The sequence below is a fragment of the Mucilaginibacter robiniae genome, assembly GCF_012849215.1.
GTDB lineage: Bacteria > Bacteroidota > Bacteroidia > Sphingobacteriales > Sphingobacteriaceae > Mucilaginibacter > Mucilaginibacter robiniae.
This window is the reverse complement of record NZ_CP051682.1, coordinates 1,780,450-1,806,702: the sequence shown is the minus strand read 5'-3', so window position 1 is coordinate 1,806,702 and position 26,253 is coordinate 1,780,450. Positions and strand designations below refer to the sequence as shown.

The window sequence follows — 26,253 nt, the reverse complement described above, 5'->3', positions numbered from 1 at the left end:
AAAACCATGCTTGTGATGTACTAAACCAACTATAATTTTAACTTAATCTTTTTTGCCATGATTAGCCAGTATCAAACCCTCTACGTAAAGCTGCATCGGTGGATTGTTAAAAACTTCGGACAAGGCGAAATACCGCAGCCTAAAACCTTGTTCAATATTAGCTTCTTGTTTATTGTATTGTTAACCGGTGCCATGCTGATTTTGCAGGTTATTTTAAATTCAGGTATTGGGCATTTGAATGCGGCAGGAGCTACTGCTATGCTGCTGGGTATGGTGCTTTTTATGCTGTGTAACTATTTTGTATTGCTTAATAACCAGTGGATGACTGCCCTGAACAGCCGCTTGGCTATATTAAGCCGTAACAATAAAAATATATGGTCGGTTATATTGCTTATTAATGTAATTGCCGTGTGCATATTATCGGTCGCTATCGGCAAATAAGCAGCATAACTCTTTTGAAAAATATTTAACTAACGCAGTGGTATTTTACTGCGTTAGTTCTGTTTAAGTGTTCTCATTCATCTACTAATAGCTGTTCTGCATTCACTAACTACGCTCTTCTTGATCTGCAGCCCGCTGTAGGATTCTATTTACCTGCTTAGGTTTCCTGTAAAATCGTTTAATCATACGAGTACCTTCATAAAAGAAACATGCTATTTCCTACATATTTCTAAGTTGCCATTCTGTGTCATTTATTTCTTTTCATAGTTATCACTATTTCTCGTCGGCTTACAAAGTTTTCGCATTTAGTAGGCATTTTGCGGTACAATCTGTGCTTTAAGTTGCTGGTCAGTACAGGGGTTATCTAATTTTAGGGCATATAAAGCAAGTAAATAGCTTAAAAGCAGTTGTTTACAATCTTCCTAAATAATAAGTAATATGTCACGAAAAATTACCCTTATTGTAGCCGTTGTGCTGTTTGCGGCTGCCTTATTCCTGAATAGTTGTAAAAGTTATGATGTGGCTTCCCGTTATAATTCACAATACATTAAAACCAGCACAGGTAAAGTATCGGCTGAGGTACCCGAGGTTTTTGAGCTAGGTTATGCTATGCTGGCCCTTACCGATTTAGCACAGCAGGATACCACCATTATTAACCATAACACACCTTACTATCAAGATTTGATAGCCCGCTTTGGCAAATACAAAAACCATAAAGGGGTAATGCGCCTGAATGCCGACCTAAGCCGTAATCCTAAAAGAATTAAAAATTATCTGGATGGCTTATACGCTTTGCAGGTAAAGTACAATCGGGTAAGTTTAAAAAGCAACTATCGTATTGATTTAAATAAAGTTGATTTTAAAGGATATGCACTGCTACTGCAAAACTTTTATAAGCAAACCAATTTTCACGAGTTTTATACCCAGCACGAAGACCTATACCACGAAATGGTGCAAAACGCTAATAGCTTATTCACCTTTGCCGAAGTACAAAAAAGCCTGAACACCAATGTGAAAGGTTACCAGATAATCTTGTCGCCATTAACTAAGGCTTATGCCGGCACTATGGAAATAAAAGGACGTGGTTATAGTGAGTGCATTATCTTTCCGCCACTGGCAACAGCTCAGGGTACCCGTTACATGATGTCAGATATGATGGCGCTGAACAAACCTACCGAGTAATACAAGTTCTGATTAATAAGTGATTGGCTGCCTGTATCAGGCAGCCTTTTTTATGCGCTGGAGCTTTAATGATGTGTATAGGTGTGTAATTATGTGCAATAATGTGTTGAGTAAATGCTACACTTGTCGCAACAAGATACTAGTTCAACACTTTTATTAAGCGCTGGATTCCAAATAATAATTGATGATAAACTACTTAATAGGAGGTTAATAAGCTATTTTCATTATCAATTTGCCTTATTATTTCTGTAAAACGGCTCTTTTAGCGGTTATAACATGTATTAGGTGGTTTCACGGCATACAACTTGCCTGATTTGTTGCAGATAATTAGTTTACAACAACCACTTACACTTTCAACAATATGTCACGCCGTTTAACCTCCGCCATAGCCTTAGTGCTGTCTGCAGCCACTTTAATGCTAGGTAGCTGCCAGAGTTATAATGTGGCTTCCCGCTATACTTCCAGGTACATTAATGCCAATTCCGGTAAAGTATCGGCTGAAGTGCCGGAAACCTTCGAGTTGGGATATGCCATGCTGGCCCTTACCGATCTAGCCCAGAAAGACACCGCTATCATTAATCGCAATACGCCTTACTACCAGGATCTAATGGCTTGGTTTAGCAAATACAAAGATCATAAAGGCGTTGCCCGTCTGAATGCCGATTTAAGCCGCAATCCGAGAATGATTAAATGCTATCTGGATGGCTTGTACGCTTTTCAGCTAAATCATGGTCGGGTGGTATTAAAAGAAAACTATCGTATCGACTTGAACAAGGTAGATTTTAAACGTTATGCTCCGTTGCTGCAAAGCTTCTATAAGGAAACTAACTTTAACGAGTTTTACAATCATCACCAAATATTATACAGCGAAATGATACAACAGGCTAATAGCCTGTTCACCTTTGCAGAAGCACAAAAAAAGGTGAACAATAAGGTAGATAGCTACCAGCTTGTTTTATCGCCGCTAACTAAGGCTTATGCAGGTACTATGGAAATTAAAGGGCATGCCTATAGTGAATGTATCATTTTTCCTCGCCTTTCTGCCAAAGGTATCAGCTATGCCATGAATGGTACAGCTACTGGTAGGCAGTCGGTAGAATAAACAATAATTAGGTTAAATATTTAAAAGGGCCACCTTATTCAAGGTGGCCTTTTGTATTTGCAATCATGTCGAAGTGTTGAATGCCATCAACACGGTTTTCCCGTGTATAATATTGGGTTAGTCTTCCTTGTTTGCTTCTAGGGTTTCATCTACCAGTTCCACTTTCTGGTGTTGGTACGGAATTTCTACATGGGCAAAGCCAGCATCCTGAACGCGCTTGGCAAACTTTTGCTGAACTTCGTATTCGCCATGTACCAGAAATACTTTTTTTACTTCCGCTGGGTTCTGGCACGACAGGAACTTTAATAAATCTTCATAATCGCCGTGTGCACTCATAGATTGTACTACATGTACTTGGGCATGCACCTCGTACGGGTCTCCAAAAATGTACACCTGCTTATCACCCCGGCTCAGGTGACCACCTAATGAGTTAGGCTCACAATAACCTACTATCATGATGGCATTTTTTTCGTTGCCGATGTTGTTTTTGATGTGATGCCTTACCCGGCCAGCCTCGGCCATACCCGACGAAGATATAATAACACAAGGCCGCGGATCGCTGTTCAAGGCTATTGATTCTTCGGTGGATTGGATGAACTGTAAACCTTTAAAGGCAAACGGATCATGATCTACCTTCAAAACTTCATTAACCTGATCGTTATATACCTCCGGATGATCTTTAATGACCTGGGTAGCTTTTTCAGATAATGGGCTATCCACATAGTAAGGTACATCAGGCAACACACCTTTTAGTTCCAAGGCATTTAGTGCATAGAGTAATTCTTGCGTACGGCCTACGCTGAAAGCGGGAATGATTACCTTGCCATTGTTGCGCAAGCAGGTTTGCTCAATTATTTCACGCAAGGTATCTTCAATAGGGTCAACCTCTGTATGTAATGAATCACCGTAGGTAGATTCTAGAATGATATAATCCGACTGCGGGAATTTCTGCGGGCTGCGCAGCAATAAATCACTGTATTGGCCTACATCGCCGCTAAAGGTAAGATGCGTGTATTTGCCTTCTTCCAGCAGGCTTAAATGAACGGCGGCGCTGCCTATCATGTGTCCGGCATCTGTAAAACAAAATTTAATGCGGGGCGTAATTTCATAATCTTCGTTATAATCTACAATTTTAAACAGGCGCAGGGCATCAATAGCTTGTTCTTCGGTATATAAGGTGCTGCTGCTTTTCTCATTATCGTTCTTATGGTGCCTGTTTACGTAATCAGCATCCTGCTGCTGTATGCGGGCCGAATCCATCATGAGTATGCGGGCCAGTTCCATAGTAGGGGCGGTACAAAAAATCTGCCCGTCAAAACCTTCGGTTACCAGTTTAGGTATCAGCCCACAATGGTCAATGTGCGCGTGTGATAATATCATGTAATCCACTTTAGCCGGGTTAAAGCCAAAGTGCTCATTCATGTTTTCGGTTTTCTCGCCTAAACCCTGAAACATGCCGCAGTCGAGCAATAGGGTAGTGCCATCATTTAATTGTACAATATGTTTGCTGCCGGTTACATTGCGGGCAGCACCATGAAACGTAATATGCATAGGAACAGGTTTATAATGATTACAAAACTACCGGCGTTCGCAAAAGTTCGGGTACTATAAAATAATTTGTGCACTAAAAAATTAGTTGTAGCTTTATAAACAATGTATTTAGTTTGCGCCGTTATAACGGTTAAGCATTTAAATAAAGAACTTACTTATGGAAATTAAAGAACTGACCCGGGCCGAAGAACAGCTCATGCAGGTGCTTTGGCAAATAAAAAAGGGTTACGTGAAAGATGTAATTGATTTACTGCCTGAGCCTAAGCCGGCTTACAATACCGTATCTACTATTATTCGCATATTAGAAACTAAAGGGTTTGTGTCTCATACAGCTTATGGCAAGAGTCATGAATACCATCCCATTATCAGCAAAGAACAATACCAAACCTTTGCTGCCGATAAGCTGCTTAACGGCTATTTTGATAATTCGGTAAAGCGGATGTTCTCATTTTTTGTGCAGAAAGAAAAAATTAATGTGAAAGAGGCAGACGAGATCATGAAGCTGATTGAAAAGTTTAAGGATAAATAATTACCTGTTGTGTTATGACCTGGTGGCATTACTTACTGCTGTGTAACCTGTACCTGATTTTGTTTTTCGGGTTTTATGCTTTGCTGTTGCGTCGCGAAACGTTTTTTCAGCTCAACCGTGCCTACCTGGTAGGCTCGGCGCTGTTATCATTCCTGATTCCGCTTATACAATCAGCATGGGTGCGGCAGTGGTTTATTACCCAAAAGGTACACCAAACCATTTACAGCGCTGGTCCGGCAGTAGTAATTTACCAGTTTAAACCTGTACAAAGCCAGCAAATTACATTGGGTGAGATTATGACCTGGGTTTATATAGGCGGTATTGTGATACTTAGCTTACGACTGTTGTGGCAATTGTTAATTCTAAGCCGGGTTGTAAAACGGGGTACAGGTATTGCGGCCTGGTCTTTCTTTAAAAAAATTAAGGTTGATGAGCAGCTGCCTAATCGGGATGTAATATTAGCGCACGAAGAAGTGCACGCCCGCCAATGGCATTCTGCCGATGTATTGCTCATTGAAACCATCATGATTTTGAACTGGTTTAACCCGGTAGTGTATTGGTACCGTAATGCCATTAAGCATATTCATGAGTTCATTGCCGATGAAACTGCGGTAAAAGCTGGTGCCAGCAAAGCTGAATATGCTATGCTGTTGCTCAACCAAACTTTTGATGCACCTGTGCATAAGCTACTAAATCCGTTTTTTAGCCATAGTGTATTAAAGCAGCGCATTGTTATGCTGCAAAAAAATAAATCACATTACAGTGCATTAATCAAATACGGTTTTTCGGCTCCTTTATTTGCTTTGATGCTGGCTTTATCATCTGCTACTATCAACAATAGCAGCATCATGAAAACAGTACATACCGAAGCAGCACAGGTGCTGGCTAAACCAGCCGAGCAGCTGGTTGTGCAAAGCATTCCACCACCGCCGCCGCCTGCAAAAGATTCGTTGGCAGAACAAGCTTTGCCGGTGATTGAACAGCAGAACCCGGCTTTAAATAATATAGAAACGAATGCAGGGCAATCTGCTACTACAACCGAGCTTGCAGTACCTGAAGCCAATACCTCTGCTGGTGAAGCAGACCCGCATAACGAACTTTTTACGGCTGTTGAAGTAGCACCGGAGTTTCCGGGCGGAATGGAAAGCTTTTACACGCTTTTATCCAAAACGATACGTTACCCTGCCGAAGCCCGCGACCATAATGTACAAGGCCGGGTTATTGTTACCTTCGTGGTAGAAAAAGATGGTAGCCTGAGCGATGTAAAAGCTTTACGTGGCCCCGGTAGCGGCTTGGATGAAGAGGCTGTACGGGCAGTAACGGCTTCGCCAAAATGGGTGCCTGGGCATCAAAATGGTAAGTCTGTCCGTGTGCAATATACCGTTCCGGTTTTGTTCACTTTACAAGATGTTGAGTCACCTAAAAAGGTTGTAGATACTACAAAGCATGTAGCTAAAGTATCGTATACCCACCTTATCTACAATATACCAGCAACACCAGAGAAGAAGGTAGATTCTGGCTCTGTTGTAGGTTATGGGCGTAGTATTTCACAAAAGTTCATGAATGTGACCCCCAAGTATTACTATGTGACTCTGAATGCTAAAACAGCTACTAATAATCAATCATCGCCTGTTTTTCTGGTAGACGGCAAAGTAGTAGACAATTCATTGCAGCATAGTTTGCCACCTTCTGACCGGATTTTACGTATAAATGTAGTTAAACATTCCTCTTTGGCTGCTGTAAAAAATCAAAGCCGTGATACTATATTTGTTGTTACTAAAAAGTAAATAAGGGTAGTAGCTGATAGTATAACTATACTAATACTTGAAGCTTACGGCCTAATATTTCTTAATACAGCGGAGTATTTTTGGGTTATTTGTGTTGGTTATTTAATATTGAAAAATAAATATTTTTCTTCAGGTTTAAATTATTCTCCAGCTTAGAACTTATCTCTAGCTTGCCAGTTGGCCCTACCCATAAAGGGGTAGATCGAAATTTTTATAAAATCTTTTTTTGAATAAATGCCCTTTACGATAGCTGTTTGTGGTTGTTGTGCCTTGTGATGCTTATTTGCTAATTATATTCTTTTGTGTACTATTTACACCTGTAAAACACCAAGAGTGTTTTAACCACACTTAATTGCTCCCCAAGCGTGGTTTTTCAGCAGCTGAAAGTCTGTTTTATTTGCTCTTAAGTTAAAGATTATTAGTAAGTTTTGATTAAAGAAGATGTAACTCTATGGGTTAAGTTTGCGTAAAAGACGCCTGAACAAGAGCCACTTTATCATAATTTATTAACAACATTAAACTACATGTCACTTTCGGCAGATAATAATGCTTAATAGTTATTTATATCTCGCCAATGATATTCGAAATAGCAAATATTTAACCCTTACTTAATTATATTTATGAAGCAAAACTTTACCTGCATTATGCTGGCGGGTATTCTTGCGTTTACCTCCTGCAAAAAAGACCAGGGGCAAAGCACGCAAACCTCCAGTAACAAAATTGCCCCCGACGGCTTTAACTTTGCAACCAGCAAGAATGTAAACCTGAATGTTACCTTGCAAGCCAACAACAACACGGCTTTAGCAGGCGTTATGGTAAGCGTTTATTTGCCTACCAGCACCTCTGATGTGATTTTTAAAGGTATTACTGATAAAAATGGCGTGTTGCAAGGTACTGTTACTGTGCCCGCTTCAACTACCAGACTGATTATCGATCCATCATATATTGGTTTAATCCGTAACGCGCAAGCTGTAATTTCTTCATCAAACAGTATTACTGCTACCATTGGTGGTAAAAATGGTTTCAGCGGCGATATTGTACCTGAAGATGTAAGTACTAATATGGCTACCTACGTAACGGCTTCGTCAAATCTGCAAACTACCGGTACATCAAGCACAGACTATGCGTATTTGCCAGGCTATACCGCTGATAATGCTTTTGTGGATACCAAAACTTATCCGAAGAGCTTAGGTCGCCCGTCTTACTTGCTTGCACCGGATGTAATTGATGCAACCATGTTAAGCTACGTAAATTCATCGTTGCCAGAAAGTCAGGCTTTAACTACCACTCACCCTGAGTACTTAGCCAGTGCAGCTATTCCTGACTTGAACATTACTGCAAAGGCCGATGTGTGGATTACCTTCGTATCTGAAGGTGCTGGTAACAAGAATGCCTTAGGTTTTTACACTTACAAAACCGGGCATCCGCCTACCAGTAATACTGGTGGTACTGCTAATGGTGGTATTGATAGTGTTACTTATATTTTCCCTAATGCATCAGCTTACGGTTCAGGTGGTGGTTTACAAGGGGGAGATAAAGTACATTTAGGTGTATTTCAGCCTGGTACATCAATCGGCTTCGTGTTGATCTCTAGCGGATGGAGTGGCAGTGGTGTATATACCGGTAGTAGCATCACCAAATTCTATTCTACTACTGCACTGAACCCTGAAACTACTGCAGCTACTAAAAAGCACACCGTATTATTGTATGATGATGTGCACAAAGTATATCTGATTGGTTTTGAAGACAAGAACCGTCAAACTGGTACTTCAGATAATGACTTTAACGACGTTGTGGTATATGCAACCTCGAACCCTATAACTGCTATTTCGCATGATGGGGTGGCAAGTGTAGATAAAGGTGTGGGTGACTCGGATAGTGATGGTGTGCCTGATGATGTAGATCAGTTCCCTAATGATCCAAAACGAGCTTACATTAACTACTATCCGTCTCAAAATACCTTTGCTAACATTGGTTTTGAAGATCACTGGCCTGATAAAGGTGACTATGACTTGAATGATTTGGTAGTAAACTATCGTTATACTTATGTTAACAATGCGCAAAACCAAGTAGTTGATTTAACAGGTGAGTACAATGTAGCTGCTGCAGGTGCTGCTTACAAAAATGGTTTTGGTGTACAATTGCCTATCACTGCTTCAGCTGTAGCTTCAGTAACTGGTCAAAAAACAATCAGCAAGTATATTTCATTTGCTAGCAATGGCGTAGAGGCCGGACAAAGCAAAGCGGTAATTATTCCGTTTGATAACCATGAAGCATTAGCAAAAAATCCTGATGGATCAAATTTGGTGAATACAGTAGCTGATAAAGCTAAAGTAACTAGCAGTACAGCTACAGTAAAGCTGAGCTTAACAACGCCTATTGCTCAAACACAGTTGCAGGCAGCCTCTTTCAACCCATTCCTGATCAGTAATCTGCGCAGAGGGTATGAGGTGCACTTACCAGGCTTTGCGCCAACAGATAAAGTAGATACCAAGTTATTTAGTACGGGTGATGATTCATCGGTGCCAGCCAGCAACAGATATTATGTATCTAAATACAACTGGCCTTGGGCTATTCAATTTACTGGTGGCTACAATTACCCTGTTGAAGGTGTGAGCATTGATAAATCATTCTTACACTTCTCAGATTGGGCATCTTCAGGTGGTAGCTCTTTCACCGATTGGTATAGCAATACTGTGTCAGGCTATCGTAATATCCTTAATATTTACAACAAGTAGTTTAATTAATAAAACAGAAAAGCCGCTTATTTAAGCGGCTTTTCTGTTTTATTTTATTTATAAGCAAATTGTCAATAATCATGCCTTCTCATAATAGAAACAATTTGTTTCACGTAACGTATAATATCACCACAATATTATACACTTTGGGAATTGGGTTCCCCACATTAAGGAGGCATGGAAATGAATTTATTTAGATAACTACTTGAAAATCAATTATATAAATAATTGGAAGGCTATTTGCCTATCAGAAAAACGAAAACAAACTTTTAAACAATTTAATTATCATATGAAACAAAACTTAACTTATGTTTTGTTAGCAGGTATCCTAGCCTTTTCATCATGCAAGAAGGATAAAAATCAAGATACCAGTGCTACCAGTAAAATTGCTCCTGACGGATTTACCTATGTCACCAGCAAAAATGTAAAATTAAACCTTACGTTGCAAGCCAACAACAGCGAACCTTTAGCAGGCGTTGTAGTAAGCGTTTACTTACCAACCAATACTACCGATGTTATTTTCAAAGGCGTAACTGATAAAAGTGGTGTATTGCAAGCTACGTTAAACGTACCGGCTTCTACTTCTACATTGGTTATTGACCCTGCTTACGTTGGTTTAATTCGTGACGCACAAGCTGTAATTTCTTCATCAAACAGCATTACTGCTACTATTGGTGGTAAAACCGGCTTCAGCGGCGATATCCAGGCTCAAGATATAACTACTACAGCTAATGGTACTGCCTTAAGCACTAACAGAACTACATCGGCAACTAGCAGCCCTACTATTGTTTACCCAAGCCCATACACATCATCATCACAAGCTGTGGTAAACACCAGTACTTATCCGTTTAAATTAGGAAGACCAGTTTATCTGGAAAGCACTCCGGATGTAATTGATGCTTCATTGTTATCATACATCAATGCTTCTTTACCAGAAGGTAGCCCGTTAACCAAAACTCACCCAGAGTATTTGAGTACCAGCGCTACGCCTAACCTGAACGTTACTGCAACATCAGACGTGTGGATTACCTTTGTATCTGAAGGTGCAGGTTTAGTAAGCAGCTTAGGTTATTATACTTATACAACCGGCAATCCGCCAACCAGTACTGCTGATATCGATAAAATTACTTTAATTTTCCCTAATGCTTCTGCAGTGGGTTCAGCCGGGGGCTTAAACTCTGGTGATAAAGTAAAATTAGGCCGTTTCAGTGCAGGTACTTCTATCGGTTTTGTACTGTTGCAAAACTCTTGGAGCACCACCAGTGGTGTAATTACCAATACTGTTAAGTTCTATTCAGATTATGCACTGAATCCTGAAACTACTACAGCTACTAAAAAGCATACAGTAACGCTTTATGATGATGTGCATAAAGTATTTTTGATAGGCTTTGAGGATTTAAACAGACAAACTGAGTCAGATAATGATTTTAACGATGTTGTAATTTATGCTTCATCTAATCCGGTAAGTGGTATATCAACTAATGGTGTATCTACAGTGGACAAAGCTGGTGACAGCGATGGTGACGGTGTTTTAGATGCACAAGATGCCTTCCCTAATGATGCTACCCGTGCTTATATCAGCTACTATCCATCAGCAAGCACTTATGCTAACATTGCTTTTGAAGATAACTGGCCATTAAAAGGCGATTATGACTTGAATGACTTGGTGGTAAACTATCGTTACACTTTCGAAAATAATGCAAGCAACAAGGTAGTTGACTTTAAAGGTGAATATAGCATTGCTGCTGCAGGTGCTTCTTTCCATAACGGTTTTGGTGTACAATTGCCTATTGCTGCCTCAGCTGTATCTTCAGTAACAGGTCAGAAAGCTATCAGCAACTATATCACTATGGCTAGCAATGGTGTTGAATCTGGTCAAAGCAAAGCAGTAATCATTCCGTTTGATAACCACGAAGCTTTAATCAAAAACCCTGACGGTTCATACCTGATTAATACTTTAGCTTCAAAAGATAAAGTAACCAGTGATGTGGCAACTGTACAAGTTAACCTGACTTCACCTGTTGATCAAGCCAGCTTATTGCCAGCCTCTTTCAACCCATTCCTGATCAGCAACTTGCGCAGAGGGTATGAGGTGCACTTACCAGGTTTTGCACCAACAGACAAAGCTACCACTAAGCTGTTTGGTACTGATGATGACTCATCTGTTCCGTCAAGCAGCAAATACTATATTTCAAAAGAAAACTGGCCTTGGGCTATTCAATTTACTAGTACCTTTAACTATCCATACGAAGGTGTTAGTATAGATAAAGCCTTCCTGCACTTCTCAGACTGGGCAGGTATAGGTGGTACCTCTTACACTGACTGGTACAGCAACACTGCTGCCGGTTACCGTGACGCTAGCAAAATTTATTCAAAATAAATTTTATAGCTATAAAATAAAAAGAGCCTGCTGTTCACAGCAGGCTCTTTTTATTTGTTCTGGTTTGTGCCTATGTTAAGCTTTTATCCAGCCATGTAAATGTTTAATATACAGGTTTATTTAAATCGGCTTACGATATCAGGCGTAGTACCAGGCAGCTTAATTTTATAACGTATTAAACCGCCAGCCACGTCTTCTTCTTTAAGCATTTCATGCGATTTCTTGCTGATCCAGAAGGTTTGCGTATATGGGGCGCCATTGGGCATTTTACCTTCATAAAAAAGCTTCCAGCAATCTACCTTCTGGTTGTCCAATAGTATCAGCGGTTCGCTGCCTTGTACTTGGTAAATAACGTATTCTGGTGTACCTATGCCAGCATCGTAAAAATTGATGGCAAACGTTTTACCGGCGGCTAAAGGAAGCATCTCAAACGTTTCCATATCCAAATTCCAATTAAAATTAGGAACCTTGAAGTTTAACGAGAAGCTTTTGGCTGCATTGTTCATTACAGTATCGGCTCCGCTCATGCTGGCTGCATTCCAATTGTAAGCTTTAGTGATGCCTTTTACCGTTTCGGCATGATAGATTGGCGCAAAATTGTCGGCCTGATTCACCGAAGTAACCGTGCGATAATTAAGCGTGTCATTCCCGTACCAGTGCTGTTGAATAACAAATACTTTTTTGTGCTGCCGGGTTTGTACCTGTACATCACGCACCCAGTAGCCTAAGCCAAGTGTTTTATGCCGCAATGGGTTTTGTGTGTAAACTAAATACTGTTTTAAGCCAGGTGTAAGATAAGCTGTGTTTAACCGGCGGTTGCTGAAATTGATGGTGTCAGTTTGTGCGTACGCTACCGTTGTGGCCAGCAAAAGCGTGGCTATTAAATAAAAATGATAATAGGGCTTTAACATAATGATAAGTTGTTGAATACATGTTGGACATGGCATACATTCAAAATGTTACATCATTATTAAAGCGAAAATGGAATTACTTATTACAATAATAAAATAAACCTTTAGTTTAGATAAGAGTCTGATTATTAAATAAAAGCAAGGAGAGGTATGACTATTGTGCAGCTATATTGGAGCTATCATTTTTCCAGCATGGAAAATTTGAGAGCTAAAGCCTGTAAGGCAAGAATATATTAAGAGATGTTCCGGATGCCGGATTTACCTATAAAAAAATGGAGGTTTAATCAAACCTCCATTTTTTTGAACTGAATGTTTAGTGGTTATTCAACTACCGTAACTTTCAGCATATTGGTTTTGCCTTGATTAGCAATTGGCACGGCAGCAGTGTTGATGACTACATCGCCAATTTCAACCAGGTTTTCTGCTTTCAGAATGTTATTTACATCGCTGATGGTTTTATCAGTGCTTTCCAGTTCGTCGTAGTAAAAAGCTTTTACACCCCAAAGCAGGCTTAATGCATTTAGTAAGTTTCTGTTTGAAGTAAAGATGTAAGTGTTAGCCTTAGGGCGGTGACTAGATATTTGAAATGCTGTGTAACCAGAGAAAGTCATGGATACAATACCTATCGCATTTGAATGCTCAGCTAAGTGAACGGCTGATTCACATACCGCATCGCTCAGGTAGTTAGGTGATGATGGGTCGGTAAGAGAATGCTTTGGTGTATTAAACGGATAACCGCGTTCTTCCACATTACGCACAATTTTAGCCATAGTTTCAATTACAATTACCGGAAACTCACCTACTGAAGTTTCGCCGCTTAGCATTACAGCATCAGCGCCATCCAGTACAGAGTTGGCAACGTCGTTCACTTCAGCACGGGTAGGGCGTGGTGTAGTTATCATGCTTTCCAGCATCTGGGTAGCTACAATTACCGGTTTAGAAGCAGCGCGGCATTTACGAGCAATCATTTTTTGCAGTAAAGGCACTTCTTCAAGCGGCATTTCAACACCCAAGTCACCACGGGCCACCATTACGCCATCTGTAGCGGCAACAATGGCGTCAATATTTTCAATAGCCTCCGGTTTCTCAATTTTAGCAATTACTCTAGATGCTTTACCACTGCGACTGATGATGCGTTTCAGTTCCACAATATCTTCACCGGTACGTACGAATGATAAACCGATCCACTCTACATCATTTTGCAGGGCAAATTGCAGGTTTACTAAATCTTCTTCAGTTAAGCTAGGGATAGATACTTTAGTGTTAGGTAGGTTCACACCTTTACGTGAGGTTAAAATACCACCGTGTATAACTTCACACTCTACTTTATCTTTACGGTTAGTTTCAATTACTTTCAATTGCAGCTTTCCGTCGTCTAACAAAATAATTTCGTTGGCCTGTACATCTTGCGGAAAGGTGTCGTAAGTAATATAAATCTGGTTGTCATCGCCAATACACTCATTGGTGGTCATGGTAATGTGCTTGCCATTTACCAAATGAATGCCACCATCTTTTACCAAACCGATACGGATTTTGGGGCCTTGCAAATCGGCCAGAATGCTGATGTTGGTTTTATATTGTTCGTTAAGCTCACGAATCAAATCAATCGTTTTCTGGTGGTCCTCAGGCCGGCCGTGCGAAAAGTTTAAGCGGCATACGTTAACACCGGCTTTAATCATCGCCAGCAATACATCTTTTTTTGCAGATGCAGGGCCCATGGTAGCCACAATTTTAGTACGGTTGTAAGATAATTTCATATATCGGGATGTTATATGTCCTGTCTAGTGTATCAATAACACTATGGCAGTTATGTTTTAAAAATTGTGCTAAAATAAAAGATTTTCGTGTGATTTTATTTTTTTAGGTTCAATCTTTACTGCGGTAATAATTTCCTGTATGCGGTTAAGCGCCGAGAGTAAATAATTCAGGTCGCCTTCATCGATATAGTTACGTATCATCAAAAAATAATCAATCTCGCGCATTTCTGGTATCAGCAAGCCTTCGGTGCCTTTGTTGGCTATAAAGTAAAAATCAGTTTCGGTAGTTTCCCACTGATAATGGTAAATAGAAAAAAAGGCAGGCTCTGTAGTGCTTTGATAAATATCAACAGCCAGGTCAGGTATTTTTTTAAGGTTGAATCTGAGATACTTATTGATAAAATAGCATACACGATAATCTTTCAATGACGTCGTGATGGCAACGAGGACAAAGTCAAGGTCTATCTCAAATTTTAAAACCTTCTTGGTCAAAGCAATTTATTTGGGCTGTAAAATTACAAACTGAAACTGTAGCCATGAAATTTTGTTACAACAAAGCATAAGATTTTAGATTTGATATTTAACAGAATTTATTTTTCTTTGCACTGAAAATTTATTAATCATTAAACATAAGATTATGTCTGATATCGCTTCAAGAGTAAAAGCTATCATCGTAGAAAAATTAGGTGTTGACGAGAGTGAAGTAACACCTGAAGCTAGTTTCACAAATGATCTAGGCGCTGACTCTTTAGACACCGTAGAGCTGATCATGGAGTTTGAAAAAGAATTTAACGTAGCTATTCCTGACGATCAGGCAGAAACTATCGGTACAGTAGGCCAGGCAATTGCCTACCTTGAAAAAAACGTTAAATAAGAACTCCCGGGTACCAAATAAATGGAGTTTAAACGAGTTGTAGTAACCGGGCTTGGTGCGCTTACTCCAATTGGGAATTCCGTTCCTGAATATTGGGACGGGTTGTTGAATGGAGTGAGTGGTGCTGCCTTGATTAAGAGTTTTGATACCACCAATTTCAAAACCAAATTTGCGTGCGAGGTAAAGAACTTTGATGCCGATGCTTTTTTGGGCCGTAAAGATGCCCGTAAGCTCGACCCCTTTGTTCAATACGCTCTGTATGCTGTTGATGAGGCTGTAAAAGATGCTGAGCTGGACTTTGATAAGCTGGATACCAATCGTATCGGGGTTATCTGGGGTTCAGGTATTGGTGGTTTAAAAACCTTTCTGGACGAAGTAGTAAACTTTGCCAAAGGGGATGGTTCGCCGCGCTTTAATCCTTTCTTTATTCCTAAAATGATAGCTGATATTGCTCCAGGGCATATTTCTATCAAATATGGTTTGCGTGGTCCTAACTTTACCACTGTTTCGGCTTGTGCGTCGTCCAACAACTCACTTATCGATGCTTTTAATTACCTGCGTTTAGGTAAAGCCAATATGTTTATCAGTGGCGGCTCAGAGGCTATCATTAACGAGGCGGGTATTGGTGGCTTTAATGCTATGCACGCCCTGTCAACCCGTAATGATGACCCAGCTACAGCTTCACGCCCGTTTGATCTGGACCGAGACGGCTTTGTGGCCGGTGAAGGTGCCGGAACCATCATACTGGAAGAACTGGAGCACGCTAAAGCCCGTGGTGCTAAAATTTATGCTGAAATGGTAGGCGGCGGCATGAGTGCCGATGCTTATCACATGACGGCTCCGCACCCTGAAGGTTTAGGCGCTACCCTGGTAATGAAAGCGGCGCTGGAAGATGCCGGTTTAACACCTGCCGACATTGACTATGTGAACGTACATGGTACATCAACCCCACTGGGCGACCCTCAGGAGATAAAAGCTATACAGCAGGCGTATGGTGATGAGATTTATCGTATCAACATCAGTTCAACCAAATCCATGACAGGCCACTTGCTGGGTGCTGCTGGTGCAGTTGAAGCTATTGCAGCTATTTTGGCTGTAAAAAATGATGTGATACCGCCAACTATCAACCACTTTACGGATGATCCGGCTTTTGATCCGCGTATTAACTTTACCTTTAATAAAGCACAGCAAAGGGAAGTACGCGCAGCACAAAGTAATGGATTTGGCTTTGGTGGCCATAATGCTTCGGTTATATTCAAAAAATACGAAGAATAATTGGTAATCTGAATGCCTGTTAGCCGGTTATATAAGTTATACTTATCTCCTCACCGTAAATACGTCAGAACTTTAAAAAATTTGCTCGGCTTCGTGCCGGGCAATTTGTCTTTATACCGTTTGGCTTTCCGGCACAAGTCAGTAGCTAAATCCGTAAAGCAAGGCGTTAAAAACAGTAACGAGCGGTTGGAGTTTTTGGGTGATGCCGTACTGGGCAGCGTTGTAGCCGAGGTATTATTTAAAATGTACCCGTATAAAGACGAGGGCTTTTTAACCGAGCTGCGCTCCAAAATGGTAAACCGTAACAACCTGAACCAACTAGGCCGCAAGCTAGGCTTTGAACAATTGGTGGAGTATGATAACCGCATGATTAATGCGACCCGCCAGGGTTCATTAATGGGCGATGCCTTTGAGGCGCTGGTAGGTGCCGTATATCTGGATAAAGGATACGATTTTACCAAGAACTTCTTGATTAATCACATCATCAAATCGCATATTGATATTCATACGCTTGAGCAAACCGAAACTAATTTCAAGAGTAAATTAATTGAGTGGTGCCAGCGTCATGGTAAAGATGTGTTGTTTGAAGTGGCTCAAAATCAAGATGGGGAAAGTAATAAATTGTTTACCGTACAGGTAAATATTGATGGCGAAGTAGTAGGGCAAGGAAAAGAATTCAGTAAAAAGAATGCTGAAAAACTAGCTGCCGAAAAGGCTTGCGAAGCTTTAGGGATTTAAAAAACTACTCAACTACTTTATTTAATCATGATTTTGGCGCTTCAGAAGCTGACGGTAGTTTAGGCAGAGGTTTTAAACCTGAAGGCGTTTTGAAGCTAACCACCGATTTTTTGATAAACTGAATTAAATCATAATCACTCCATTTAGTGATTTCTTCCGGCGTAGGGCGGTAGGCCTCTACCAGTTGCTGGGCTTCTTCATCATTTAGGTTAGTTACCCGTTTTACCAACTCTTTATTGTAGCGCCGGTTAATAGCAGTTTGTTCATTCTCCCGCTTAATATAGTTGCTGAAATGGCGTGCCTGCCTTGGGCCTTTGCCAAACAATTCATACAAAGCAGTAGCTGGTGAACCTAGTCCGGCCAAAAGCGGCGGCTTCCCATCAAAATAAATACCCTTGCTGCGGTACACATCCATCGTTTGCTGCTGTTCCTGCCTTTTAGAGGTAGATTTAATGATAACATCCGCTAACTGCGTAACTGGTATCAACGAAATCATTAAATCTTGCGTGCTTTTTACAGCTATCTTCTGTTCAGTAAATCCTGCTTTAAAAATCATTAAGCTATCGCCTATAGCAGCCTGAATGCTGAACTCGCCCAGGTTATTGGTGGTAGCATAAGTTTGGTTGTGCCGGTTAGCTATAGTAACCTGAGCCAACCTTACGGCCGAGCTTTGGTTAAAAACCAGCCCTTTCACCGTAATTGGCGCTTGTGCAAGAGCTATACTGGTTAGTAAGCTTAGGCACAATACAATTAATAAGGTTCTGGTTAATATTAGCATAAACATGTTTCCTGCAAAGATAGGCATTCTGAAAAAGTAGAGTTGTTAAAATAAGTTAAGGAAAGCTGATGTATTAATTAATAGCATTATAGATAGATGCCGAACGTTGGCAGTAGTAAATCAGCTTTCAATAAAACTTGAGCAATAAATATTAATCTTATAACGCACTTCATAACTATTTTATGGCCTTCATAGCCAACAGAATCACCTATTTTCTAACTAATCACAAAAATCTCTATCTTTGCACATGATAAAATCCATGACAGGGTATGGAATTGCTGTATTTGATTCGGGCAGCACCAAATACACCGTTGAGATCAAATCGCTGAACAGCAAATTTCTGGAGCTGTCATTGCGTATTCCCAAAGCTTTTTCCGAAAAAGAGTTTCAATTGCGCACCGAGTGCAGCAAACAGGTGGAACGCGGTAAAGTAAATCTGTCTATACATACCGAGCAAACCGGTTCGGCTGTTAAAGCAGCTGGTATTGATACGGCCTTGCTGAAACACTATTACGAACAATTACAGGCAGTAAGCACCGAACTTAATGAGCCTGCCGGTAACCTGTTACAACTAGCGCTGGGCTTACCCGAAGTAGTAAAATATAGTGAAGATACTATTACTGAAGAGGAATGGAAGCTGGTAGAAAAAACCTTTCAGCAGGCATTAGCAGCTTTTCAGCAGTTCAGAGCCGATGAAGGTAAAGTATTGCAGCAGGATCTAACCCATCGTATAGGTTTAATATTGTCTAATCTGGAACAAGTAGAAGTTGAAGATCCTAAACGCATCCCACTAATACGCGAACGCCTGAACCAATATTTGGCTGATGCTGCAGGTAGCGAAAATATTGATAAGAACCGCTTTGAACAGGAGCTGATCTATTATATTGATAAGCTAGATATTACAGAAGAGAAAGTTCGCCTGAAAACCCATTGCCAATACTTTATGGAAACCCTGAAAAGTGCTGATGCAAATGGTAAAAAACTAGGCTTTATCTCGCAGGAAATTGGTCGTGAAATTAACACCCTGGGTTCTAAAGCAAACGATGCTGCCATACAAAAGCTGGTAGTAGGCATGAAAGAAGAACTGGAAAAAATAAAAGAACAACTATTGAACGTACTGTAGTGCGGCTACTATGTTATTAGGTTATGAAATTATTTGTATAGCAATAATTTAAGTAACCAATAATACATACCCTAATAATTTAATAATTAACATGAGTAAACTGCTTATATTTTCTGCTCCCTCGGGTGCCGGCAAAACCACTATTGTACATCATTTGCTTACCAAGTTCCCGGAACTGGAATTTTCTATATCAGCCACTACTCGCGAAGCTAGGGGAGATGAGAAAAACGGCTCAGACTATTACTTTATCAGCAAAGAAGAATTTTTGCACCGTATTGCCAAAAAACAGTTTGTAGAATTTGAAGAAGTATATTCGGGCACGTTTTACGGAACGCTACGTCAGGAAATTGAACGGATCTGGAAAAACGGTAAAGTCGTGATTTTTGATATTGATGTAGAAGGCGGTCTGCACTTAAAACGTAAATATCAAGATCAAGCGCTGGCTATATTTGTACAGCCACCATCATTAGAAGTATTGATGGAACGCCTGACCGGCCGGGGTACCGACAGTGAATCCAAACTGAAAGAACGTTTTGAAAAAGCTGGTAAAGAGCTGAACTATGCTCCAAAGTTTGATGTTATTCTTAAAAACTACGACCTGGAAGTAGCTTGCAAAGAGGCAGAACAACTAGTAAGTGATTTTTTAAGGAAATAAAAATATAAACCATTAGGTTACTGCGAGCAGTAAAGTAGCAGTTTCTAAACTGTTTTATCCGTGTAGAAATTGCTGCTTAATAGCTTATCATGATATTTTCTCTGGAACTGTAAACCACTGCTGACATGAAAATAGGGCTGTTATTTGGTTCGTTTAATCCTATTCATATTGGACACTTAATAATTGCTAATTATATGGCTAACCATACCGAACTGGATAAAGTATGGTTAGTGGTTACTCCGCAAAACCCGTTAAAAAAGTACGGTAGCCTGATTAATACTTATGATAGGCTGGAAATGGCCCGGCTGGCTACCGATAACGCTGAAAATATTGAGGTGAGTGATGCAGAACTGAAATTACCTCAGCCTTCCTATACTATTGATACACTTACTTACCTGAAAGAAAAATATCCGCAGCATGAGTTTGTGCTCATTATGGGGTCAGATAACCTGGCCAGTTTGCACAAGTGGAAAAACTACAAACTTATTTTACGCGATTACCGGATTTATGTTTATCCGCGTCCGGGATATGAAAACGCCGATCTGGCTTCACATCCATCCGTAACTATTACCATGACGCCGCTGATGGAACTTTCGGCTACCTTCATCCGCAACGCCATAGCTGCCGGCAAAAACGTACAATATTTTGTGCCCGATGCAGTGTTGCAATTTATGGAGAGTAAAAATTTGTATAAATAAGTATATTGCCTATGATGTATGCTGGCTCCACAGCAAGTAGGCAAATCAACCATGAAGCAAATACTTAAAGACAGAAGCTTTCAGCTTTCCATTATTTTAACTTTCATCTTTCTAGGTACAGGCATTACATTCTTGTTTCTGGGATGGGTATATTATAGCTGGGTACTTTTCATTTTGTTGCCGCTTATATTAGGTTTAGCAATAGGTGCCATACCCAATACCCGGTATGTACTGATCGGTGCTATTGTGGCTACAATCATTTGTTTGATGGGACTATACGTACCAGGGCTTTCAGGACTGCTATGTATTGTAATGACTTTACCCATTGTAGTTCCAATTATTTGTATAGGTTATATTGTTACCCATTTGGCAAAACGTTATGATGAAATTAAATCAACTAACCTGCTTCCTGTTTTGCTAATACCCCTGATCCCTTTTCTGATAGCAGCACCTGTAGAACAACGCATCCGTAAAGATGAGCAAGCTATTATTGAAGTTAAAACAGTAGGTGTGTTTAATTACACGTCGCAACAGGTATATGATGCTATCAAATCTGTAGATACTTTAGATGCTGATAAGCCCTTTTTAATGAACTTTGATTTACCTATACCTACTAAATGTGTACTGGAAAAGGAGGAAGTGGGAGGGTTAAGAACTTGTTATTTTAAAGGTGGCCGATTAAGTAATGCCGATTTTGGAGGAGGTACTATTGTTGAGAAGATTACGCGCTTGCAGAAGGGTAAAGTATTGCAAATGGATGTGGTAAATTACAACTTAATAGGCCGTAAGTGGCTGGGGTTTAAGCAGGCCATTTACTACTTTGATAGCGTAGGTGCTCACCAATGTAAAATGACCAGGATAACCACTTACACCTCTGTACTTACACCTCGCTGGTACTGGGAGCCCTTAGAAAAGATGGGGATTAGACAAGAGCACGATTACGTATTTAGTAACTTGGAGAAGGATTTAAAAAGAAAGTACCGGAGCGTTATAAGTCATTGAAATGGTTTTAATAACCATAAACTTTTTGTTGCTACCCTAACACTTGGCTGTTGATTCCATATTCTGTAATTTTGTTACTGTGAGCGAGAAAACTATCCTGAAACTGCAATTGCCTACCGACCCACGCTGGGTTACCAATGTGGTAGAAAGCAATATTGAAGAAATTTTAACCGATCATGCTTTTTGTGAGCAGAAAGCGGCTAGTAATGCCATTACCCTGATTGTACAAAATCCTGATTTAAGCGACTTAGTACAGGAAATGGCTTTGCTGGTGCAGGAAGAGATGGACCATTTTAAGCGGGTACATGATATTATTCTGGCACGTGGCTATGTGTTAGGCCGAGAACGTAAGGATGATTATGTTGGCGAACTACTGAAGTTTTTGAAAAAGGGCGGTAGCCGTAAAGAGCAGTTGATTGATCGGCTGTTGTTTGCAGCCATGATTGAAGCGCGCAGTTGCGAACGCTTTAAAGTGCTTTCAGAAAATATTAATGATGATGAGCTGGCGGCTTTTTACCACGAGCTGATGATTAGCGAGGCTACGCACTATACCACCTTTATACGCTTGGCTAAAAAACATGCCGGTGGTATTGACGTAGAATCCCGTTGGACCGCCTTTTTAGCTTACGAGGCTCAAGTTATACAGAACTATGGCAAAAAAGAAACTATACACGGTTAACAGTAAAGTTCAGGGTAAAGCTTTATGCTTTGCCTTGAGTCCCATACTCTTTACGCCAATCAAAATAGCCTAATAAGGCAATAATAGCATATACGGCAAACATGAAAGCCGTAGGCTGCAGGTGTTTGCTCAAGTAAACGCCTACGTATATAATATCCACAAAAATCCAGATTAACCAATTCTCCAGCACCTTACGGGCCATATATATTTGGGCTACCAGGCTACATACCGTACAAAAGCTATCCAGGTAAGGGTAAGCAGCCGGCTGATAATGCAATAGGGGAGCTAATTGAGTAAGCGCAAAGCCCAAAACAGGCGTAATCAGCGCAACAATCAGGATAAATGCCAACACCTGCTTGCGGCTCATGAGCTTAATAAGGACTTTAGGCGCATTTTGGGGCTGCCTGCTCCAGTAATACCAACCATAAATGTTAATAATCAGCAAATAGGCATTCTGCCCCATATCGGCATATAGTGCCGCATGACCGAAAATGTAAACGTAAATGGCCGTATTAATAATGGCAAAAGGCCAGTTCCAGATATTGTTAATGGCGGCAAGATATACGCAAAGCAAACCCGTAACTACGCCTATTAATTCCAGCCAGCTTTGCTGGTGAAACCAATCAACCAATATGTGGAATACCTGCATACTTAAATATAACAGCAGCGGTAAAGTTTTGCTTCGCCGCTGCTGAATGAATGTTGTTAGTATAAAATATGTCAACCTATATGACGGAACTGTAAAGCTCATCAATCCAGTTACGGAATTGCCACGCTACCGCTTGCCATGACATGGAAAAGGTTAACTTACCAAATTTTTACTCGCTTATCCGGATCAACCCACATTTTATCGCCGGGCTTAATTTGAAAGGCGGTATAAAATTCAGGCACGTCAGTAAAAGGTACATTGACCCGTAAAAAGCCAGGGGAGTGTACATCAGTTAAAATCTGGTTAGCTAAGGCCTCGTTACGCGTATGGCCCAACCAGCCCAATGCATAGCCTAAAAAGAAACGTTGCAATGGCGTTAAACCATTAATGGGCTTACCCTCTTTGTACTGCTGTGTTTTTTCGAAAGCCGTTAAGCCAATTACAATACCGCCTAAGTCGGCAATGTTTTCGCCTAGCGTAGCTTTACCGTTTATATGCAAGCTATCCAGCACTACTTGGTTGTTAAACTGGTTTACCAGCAACTGGGCTCGTTGAGTAAATTTGGCTGAATCCTGTGGTGTCCACCAAGCTTTCAAGTTACCTTTGGCATCAAACTGCCGGCCTTGATCGTCAAACCCATGGGTGATTTCATGTCCGATAGTAGAAGCGGCTGCATAACCATATACCACAGCATCATCTACATCAGCATCCTTAACACCTGGAATAATGAACTGTGCAGCAGGTAAGGTAATTTCATTGTTGGATGGGCTGTAGTTGGCATTGTAAGTTTGCGGCGTCATGTTCCATTCCTGGTGGTCAACCGGTTTGCCTAACTTGTTTACGCTGTTCAGATAAGCCCAGTGGCGTGCCCGAATCACATTGCCAGCGTATGATTTACGATCGATAACCAACGTGGAGAAATCTTTCCAATGGTCAGGGTAGCCCACTTTAGGGTGAACGGCGTTTAATTTGGTAAGCGCTTTTTGCTTGGTTTGCGGGCTCATCCAATCTAACTTCTCAATATGCTCGCGAAAAGCGATCCGAACATTCTCTACCATCTGCGTATAACGGGCTTTAGCCTGTACCGGGAAGTATTCCTTTACAAACAGCTGGCCTAAAATTTCACCCATGATGCCATTTTCCGTATCCAACACTCGTTTCCAGCGTGGCAGTTGTTCTTTACGACCTGATAGTACAGTACCACTGAAACGGAAGTTTTCATCTTCGATAGCCTTGCTCAGGTAACTGGCGTTTGTAGAAATTACTTTCCAGCGCAAATAAGCTTTCCAGTCATCAATGCCAAAGGTTTTTAAGGCGGTGTTTACAGCTTTATAATATTCTGGCTGACCTACAATTACTGAATCTACAGCTTTCAGCTCTAAATCTTTAAATAGTACTGGCCAACTGATTTCTGGTGTTAACTGATTAAGTTGCGCTACTGACATTTTATTGTAGTTGCGGTAAGGATCGCGCATGTCTTCCAACTTACGGTTGTTCTCAGCCAGGTACTTTTCAATTTTGAATACGCTCTCGGCACCTTGAGTTGCCATTTGCTCATTCCAGCCCGCTAACTTCAGCATGGCAGGCAAGTGCTTGGTACGGTAATCTTCCCGAATGCGGGTAGTGCGGGCATCTGTACGGAAGTAATAATCGCGATTAGCCAAACCTAAACCACTCTGACGCAGGTGCACCATCATTTTAGTACTGTTTTTAGCATCTTGCCCTACACCAGCGCCTATAATGCCGCGAGTGCCATAAGTGTTCAGGTAGGCCGATACATGCAGAATATCCTGTACATTCTTAATACCATCAATCATGGCCAGCTCGGATTGAATAGGGGCAATACCTTCCTTTTCGATGGTTACTGTATCCAAGCCACTGTAGTAAAAGTCGCCTATTTTTTGTGAGGCAGAACCTTTAGGTGCATTGGCTTTTTCGGCGTCCTCGTTAATTTTACGTAAGCGTTCACGAATTTCTTCACCTACTTCGTTACCAATACCCCAGCTGGAGTAAGCTGCCGGAATAGGGTTGCGCTTAATCCAACCGCCATTGGCATATTCAAAAAAGTTATCACCCGGCTTTACGGAAGTATCCAAGTTTTTGTAAACCGGATCATTTTTAGGATCAATAAGCGGCGCAACTGTATAGGCTGATAAGCCTAAAGCAGTAATGGTAGCCGCATAAATCAACGTTTTAGTAGAAATTTTAGTCATTATAAATGATGAGAATAAAAATCCCCTAAAATTAAGATTTAATACCTGTGAGACAGCTGTCTAAACTAATTACCTATGTATTTTTTACAAAAGCACTTAAAGAGCTATGGCAAAGTCTGTAGCTTTGAGCCATAACCATGAATAATTCGCAAATTGTTTTCCTGATTGGCTTTATGGGATGTGGTAAAACCACGTTGGGGCGCAAGTTGGCCAGCCGCTTAGGCTATCCTTTTTTTGATTTGGACCATTTGCTGGAAGAGCAGGCGGGCATGAGTGTAACCGAGTACTTTTCAAGTTTTGGTGAAACGGCTTTTCGGCTAGCCGAGGCGGAAATCTTAAAGCAAACGGCTTATGGTGAAACAGCTGTTGTTTCAACGGGTGGCGGTCTGCCTTGCCATTTTGATAATATGGATTGGATGAATGCACATGGCAAAACTATTTACATTCAGTTATCACCCAAAACCTTAGCCAGCCGCTTGGAACATGGTAAAGAACACCGCCCTTTACTGCGCGATAAACATGGTGATGAGCTGGTAACATTCATCGCTGAAAAACTGGCAGAGCGCGAAAGCTTTTACCAGCTGGCACAAATTATTGCTGATGGGATAAGTTTAACCGCAGAAAGGGTAGAGGAGATATTAAAAGGCTAAAGCTTTTTAGTAAAATCCATTCTGTTATCTAAAGCAGCAATAACAGTGATTTTTGTTTCAGATACTGTATAGTAAACAGATAATTCCTTGCTGAGTACTGCTCTGTGCAATCCAGGTTTTGTTGTACTGGCTGGATATAAATCTGGATAAATGGCTACCAATTTTTCAAAATGCTGAAGAAGCTTATAAAATTTACTAAGCTCTTTTGGTGAAAGTTTGCGAAGCAGATATCGCTTTATAGCTAAAGTGTCAGTCAGTGAACGTTTAGTCCATTCAACCTGTAACTGCTTACTCTCCATTTTTTAAGTTAGTCCAGAAATCACCAGAAGAAAATACACGGCCATTTTCTTGATCGTTAAGCCCTTCTGTAATGTGTTTCTGTTGATCTTCAGAAATATCCTGCCACCAATCATGGTTAACTTTTGAATCTTTTAAACCATCCAAAAAAGCTAACGTGTCTGAATCTGATAGTTGTTCAATCCAAGCTATCAAGTCTGTTTTGATTTTCTCAATTTCAGCTACTGACATAATCTTGCCTTTT

General features: G+C 40.7%; 25 protein-coding genes. 16 read left to right on the top strand and 9 right to left on the bottom strand.

Features of this window, described 5'->3' with window-relative positions; translation table 11 throughout:
* The first annotated feature begins 57 nt into the window (after positions 1-57).
* The 3 genes from HH214_RS07915 to HH214_RS07905 all read left to right on the top strand — a co-directional run bounded on the left by HH214_RS07915 (position 58) and on the right by HH214_RS07905 (position 2,725).
* Positions 58-441, top strand: coding sequence for a hypothetical protein (locus HH214_RS07915; RefSeq protein WP_169606808.1), 384 nt, complete (start codon positions 58-60; stop codon positions 439-441).
* A gap of 438 nt (positions 442-879) precedes the next feature.
* The gene (locus HH214_RS07910) at positions 880-1,623 is read left to right on the top strand and encodes a DUF4932 domain-containing protein (protein WP_169606807.1); all 744 of its coding nucleotides are present in this window, start codon (positions 880-882) and stop codon (positions 1,621-1,623) included.
* Between the two features lie 361 nt (positions 1,624-1,984).
* Positions 1,985-2,725 carry a DUF4932 domain-containing protein gene (locus HH214_RS07905; protein ID WP_169606806.1) on the top strand — a complete coding sequence of 247 codons (741 nt, stop codon included), beginning with the start codon at positions 1,985-1,987 and terminating at the stop codon, positions 2,723-2,725.
* 117 nt (positions 2,726-2,842) lie between these two features.
* Here HH214_RS07905 and HH214_RS07900 read toward each other — a convergent pair whose 3' ends face one another.
* Positions 2,843-4,276: an MBL fold metallo-hydrolase RNA specificity domain-containing protein gene (locus tag HH214_RS07900; protein WP_169606805.1), complete on the bottom strand. Its 1,434-nt coding sequence runs from the start codon at positions 4,274-4,276 to the stop codon at positions 2,843-2,845.
* A gap of 157 nt (positions 4,277-4,433) precedes the next feature.
* On the opposite strand from HH214_RS07900, the gene HH214_RS07895 reads away from it, so the two are divergent.
* The 4 genes from HH214_RS07895 to HH214_RS07880 all read left to right on the top strand — a co-directional run bounded on the left by HH214_RS07895 (position 4,434) and on the right by HH214_RS07880 (position 11,710).
* The gene (locus HH214_RS07895) at positions 4,434-4,805 is read left to right on the top strand and encodes a BlaI/MecI/CopY family transcriptional regulator (protein ID WP_169606804.1); all 372 of its coding nucleotides are present in this window, start codon (positions 4,434-4,436) and stop codon (positions 4,803-4,805) included.
* 14 nt (positions 4,806-4,819) lie between these two features.
* A complete protein-coding gene (locus HH214_RS22065; RefSeq protein ID WP_169606803.1) occupies positions 4,820-6,592 on the top strand; it encodes a TonB family protein in 1,773 nt (590 codons plus the stop codon).
* Between the two features lie 620 nt (positions 6,593-7,212).
* Positions 7,213-9,330 carry an LruC domain-containing protein gene (locus HH214_RS07885; RefSeq protein ID WP_169606802.1) on the top strand — a complete coding sequence of 706 codons (2,118 nt, stop codon included), beginning with the start codon at positions 7,213-7,215 and terminating at the stop codon, positions 9,328-9,330.
* A 289-nt stretch (positions 9,331-9,619) separates the two neighbouring features.
* Positions 9,620-11,710 carry an LruC domain-containing protein gene (locus HH214_RS07880; RefSeq protein ID WP_169606801.1) on the top strand — a complete coding sequence of 697 codons (2,091 nt, stop codon included), beginning with the start codon at positions 9,620-9,622 and terminating at the stop codon, positions 11,708-11,710.
* A gap of 116 nt (positions 11,711-11,826) precedes the next feature.
* Here the strand turns inward: HH214_RS07880 and HH214_RS07875 are convergent, their stop codons facing one another.
* The 3 genes from HH214_RS07875 to HH214_RS07865 form a co-directional block, all read right to left on the bottom strand.
* A complete protein-coding gene (locus HH214_RS07875; RefSeq protein ID WP_169606800.1) occupies positions 11,827-12,621 on the bottom strand; it encodes a DUF3108 domain-containing protein in 795 nt (264 codons plus the stop codon).
* A 320-nt stretch (positions 12,622-12,941) separates the two neighbouring features.
* Complete coding sequence (pyk, locus tag HH214_RS07870; protein WP_169606799.1) at positions 12,942-14,378, bottom strand: pyruvate kinase; 1,437 nt, start codon at positions 14,376-14,378, stop codon at positions 12,942-12,944.
* A 69-nt stretch (positions 14,379-14,447) separates the two neighbouring features.
* Positions 14,448-14,870, bottom strand: a complete 423-nt coding sequence (locus HH214_RS07865; RefSeq protein ID WP_169606798.1) for an IPExxxVDY family protein — start codon at positions 14,868-14,870, stop codon at positions 14,448-14,450.
* 145 nt (positions 14,871-15,015) lie between these two features.
* Between HH214_RS07865 and HH214_RS07860 the strand changes: the two genes are divergently transcribed.
* Genes HH214_RS07860 through rnc form a run of 3 tightly spaced genes read left to right on the top strand, consistent with a single transcriptional unit; the run spans position 15,016 to position 17,265 of the window.
* Complete coding sequence (locus tag HH214_RS07860; RefSeq protein WP_008508386.1) at positions 15,016-15,252, top strand: acyl carrier protein; 237 nt, start codon at positions 15,016-15,018, stop codon at positions 15,250-15,252.
* A gap of 21 nt (positions 15,253-15,273) precedes the next feature.
* On the top strand, positions 15,274-16,527 hold the full coding sequence (fabF, locus tag HH214_RS07855; RefSeq protein WP_169606797.1) for a beta-ketoacyl-ACP synthase II: 1,254 nt from the start codon (positions 15,274-15,276) through the stop codon (positions 16,525-16,527).
* A 12-nt stretch (positions 16,528-16,539) separates the two neighbouring features.
* On the top strand, positions 16,540-17,265 hold the full coding sequence (rnc, locus tag HH214_RS07850) for a ribonuclease III (RefSeq protein ID WP_169606796.1): 726 nt from the start codon (positions 16,540-16,542) through the stop codon (positions 17,263-17,265).
* A gap of 25 nt (positions 17,266-17,290) precedes the next feature.
* Here the strand turns inward: rnc and HH214_RS07845 are convergent, their stop codons facing one another.
* Positions 17,291-18,049 carry a hypothetical protein gene (locus tag HH214_RS07845; protein ID WP_169606795.1) on the bottom strand — a complete coding sequence of 253 codons (759 nt, stop codon included), beginning with the start codon at positions 18,047-18,049 and terminating at the stop codon, positions 17,291-17,293.
* Positions 18,050-18,302: 253 nt separating this feature from the next.
* On the opposite strand from HH214_RS07845, the gene HH214_RS07840 reads away from it, so the two are divergent.
* From HH214_RS07840 to miaE, 5 genes are all read left to right on the top strand, one after another.
* Positions 18,303-19,166 (top strand): YicC/YloC family endoribonuclease, encoded by an 864-nt coding sequence (locus tag HH214_RS07840; RefSeq protein WP_169606794.1) that lies wholly within the window; start codon positions 18,303-18,305, stop codon positions 19,164-19,166.
* A 91-nt stretch (positions 19,167-19,257) separates the two neighbouring features.
* The gene (gmk, locus tag HH214_RS07835; RefSeq protein ID WP_390622377.1) at positions 19,258-19,821 is read left to right on the top strand and encodes a guanylate kinase; all 564 of its coding nucleotides are present in this window, start codon (positions 19,258-19,260) and stop codon (positions 19,819-19,821) included.
* Positions 19,822-19,946: 125 nt separating this feature from the next.
* The gene (nadD, locus tag HH214_RS07830; RefSeq protein WP_169606793.1) at positions 19,947-20,519 is read left to right on the top strand and encodes a nicotinate (nicotinamide) nucleotide adenylyltransferase; all 573 of its coding nucleotides are present in this window, start codon (positions 19,947-19,949) and stop codon (positions 20,517-20,519) included.
* A gap of 51 nt (positions 20,520-20,570) precedes the next feature.
* Complete coding sequence (locus HH214_RS07825; RefSeq protein WP_169606792.1) at positions 20,571-21,521, top strand: FUSC family protein; 951 nt, start codon at positions 20,571-20,573, stop codon at positions 21,519-21,521.
* Between the two features lie 79 nt (positions 21,522-21,600).
* Positions 21,601-22,200, top strand: a complete 600-nt coding sequence (miaE, locus tag HH214_RS07820; RefSeq protein ID WP_248282232.1) for a tRNA-(ms[2]io[6]A)-hydroxylase — start codon at positions 21,601-21,603, stop codon at positions 22,198-22,200.
* 22 nt (positions 22,201-22,222) lie between these two features.
* Here the strand turns inward: miaE and pnuC are convergent, their stop codons facing one another.
* Both pnuC and HH214_RS07810 read right to left on the bottom strand, forming a co-directional pair.
* Entirely contained in the window at positions 22,223-22,849 is a 627-nt protein-coding gene (pnuC, locus tag HH214_RS07815; protein ID WP_169606791.1) for a nicotinamide riboside transporter PnuC, read from the bottom strand.
* Between the two features lie 158 nt (positions 22,850-23,007).
* Positions 23,008-25,062, bottom strand: a complete 2,055-nt coding sequence (locus HH214_RS07810; RefSeq protein WP_169606790.1) for a M13 family metallopeptidase — start codon at positions 25,060-25,062, stop codon at positions 23,008-23,010.
* 137 nt (positions 25,063-25,199) lie between these two features.
* On the opposite strand from HH214_RS07810, the gene HH214_RS07805 reads away from it, so the two are divergent.
* Complete coding sequence (locus HH214_RS07805) at positions 25,200-25,712, top strand: shikimate kinase (protein WP_169606789.1); 513 nt, start codon at positions 25,200-25,202, stop codon at positions 25,710-25,712.
* On the opposite strand, the gene HH214_RS07800 is transcribed toward HH214_RS07805, so the two are convergent.
* Positions 25,709-26,011, bottom strand: a complete 303-nt coding sequence (locus HH214_RS07800; protein WP_169606788.1) for a type II toxin-antitoxin system RelE/ParE family toxin — start codon at positions 26,009-26,011, stop codon at positions 25,709-25,711. The genes HH214_RS07805 and HH214_RS07800 overlap by 4 nt on opposite strands.
* A complete protein-coding gene (locus HH214_RS07795; RefSeq protein WP_169606787.1) occupies positions 26,001-26,240 on the bottom strand; it encodes a hypothetical protein in 240 nt (79 codons plus the stop codon). Before HH214_RS07795 ends, HH214_RS07800 begins: the two co-directional genes overlap by 11 nt.
* Positions 26,241-26,253 lie beyond the last annotated feature (13 nt).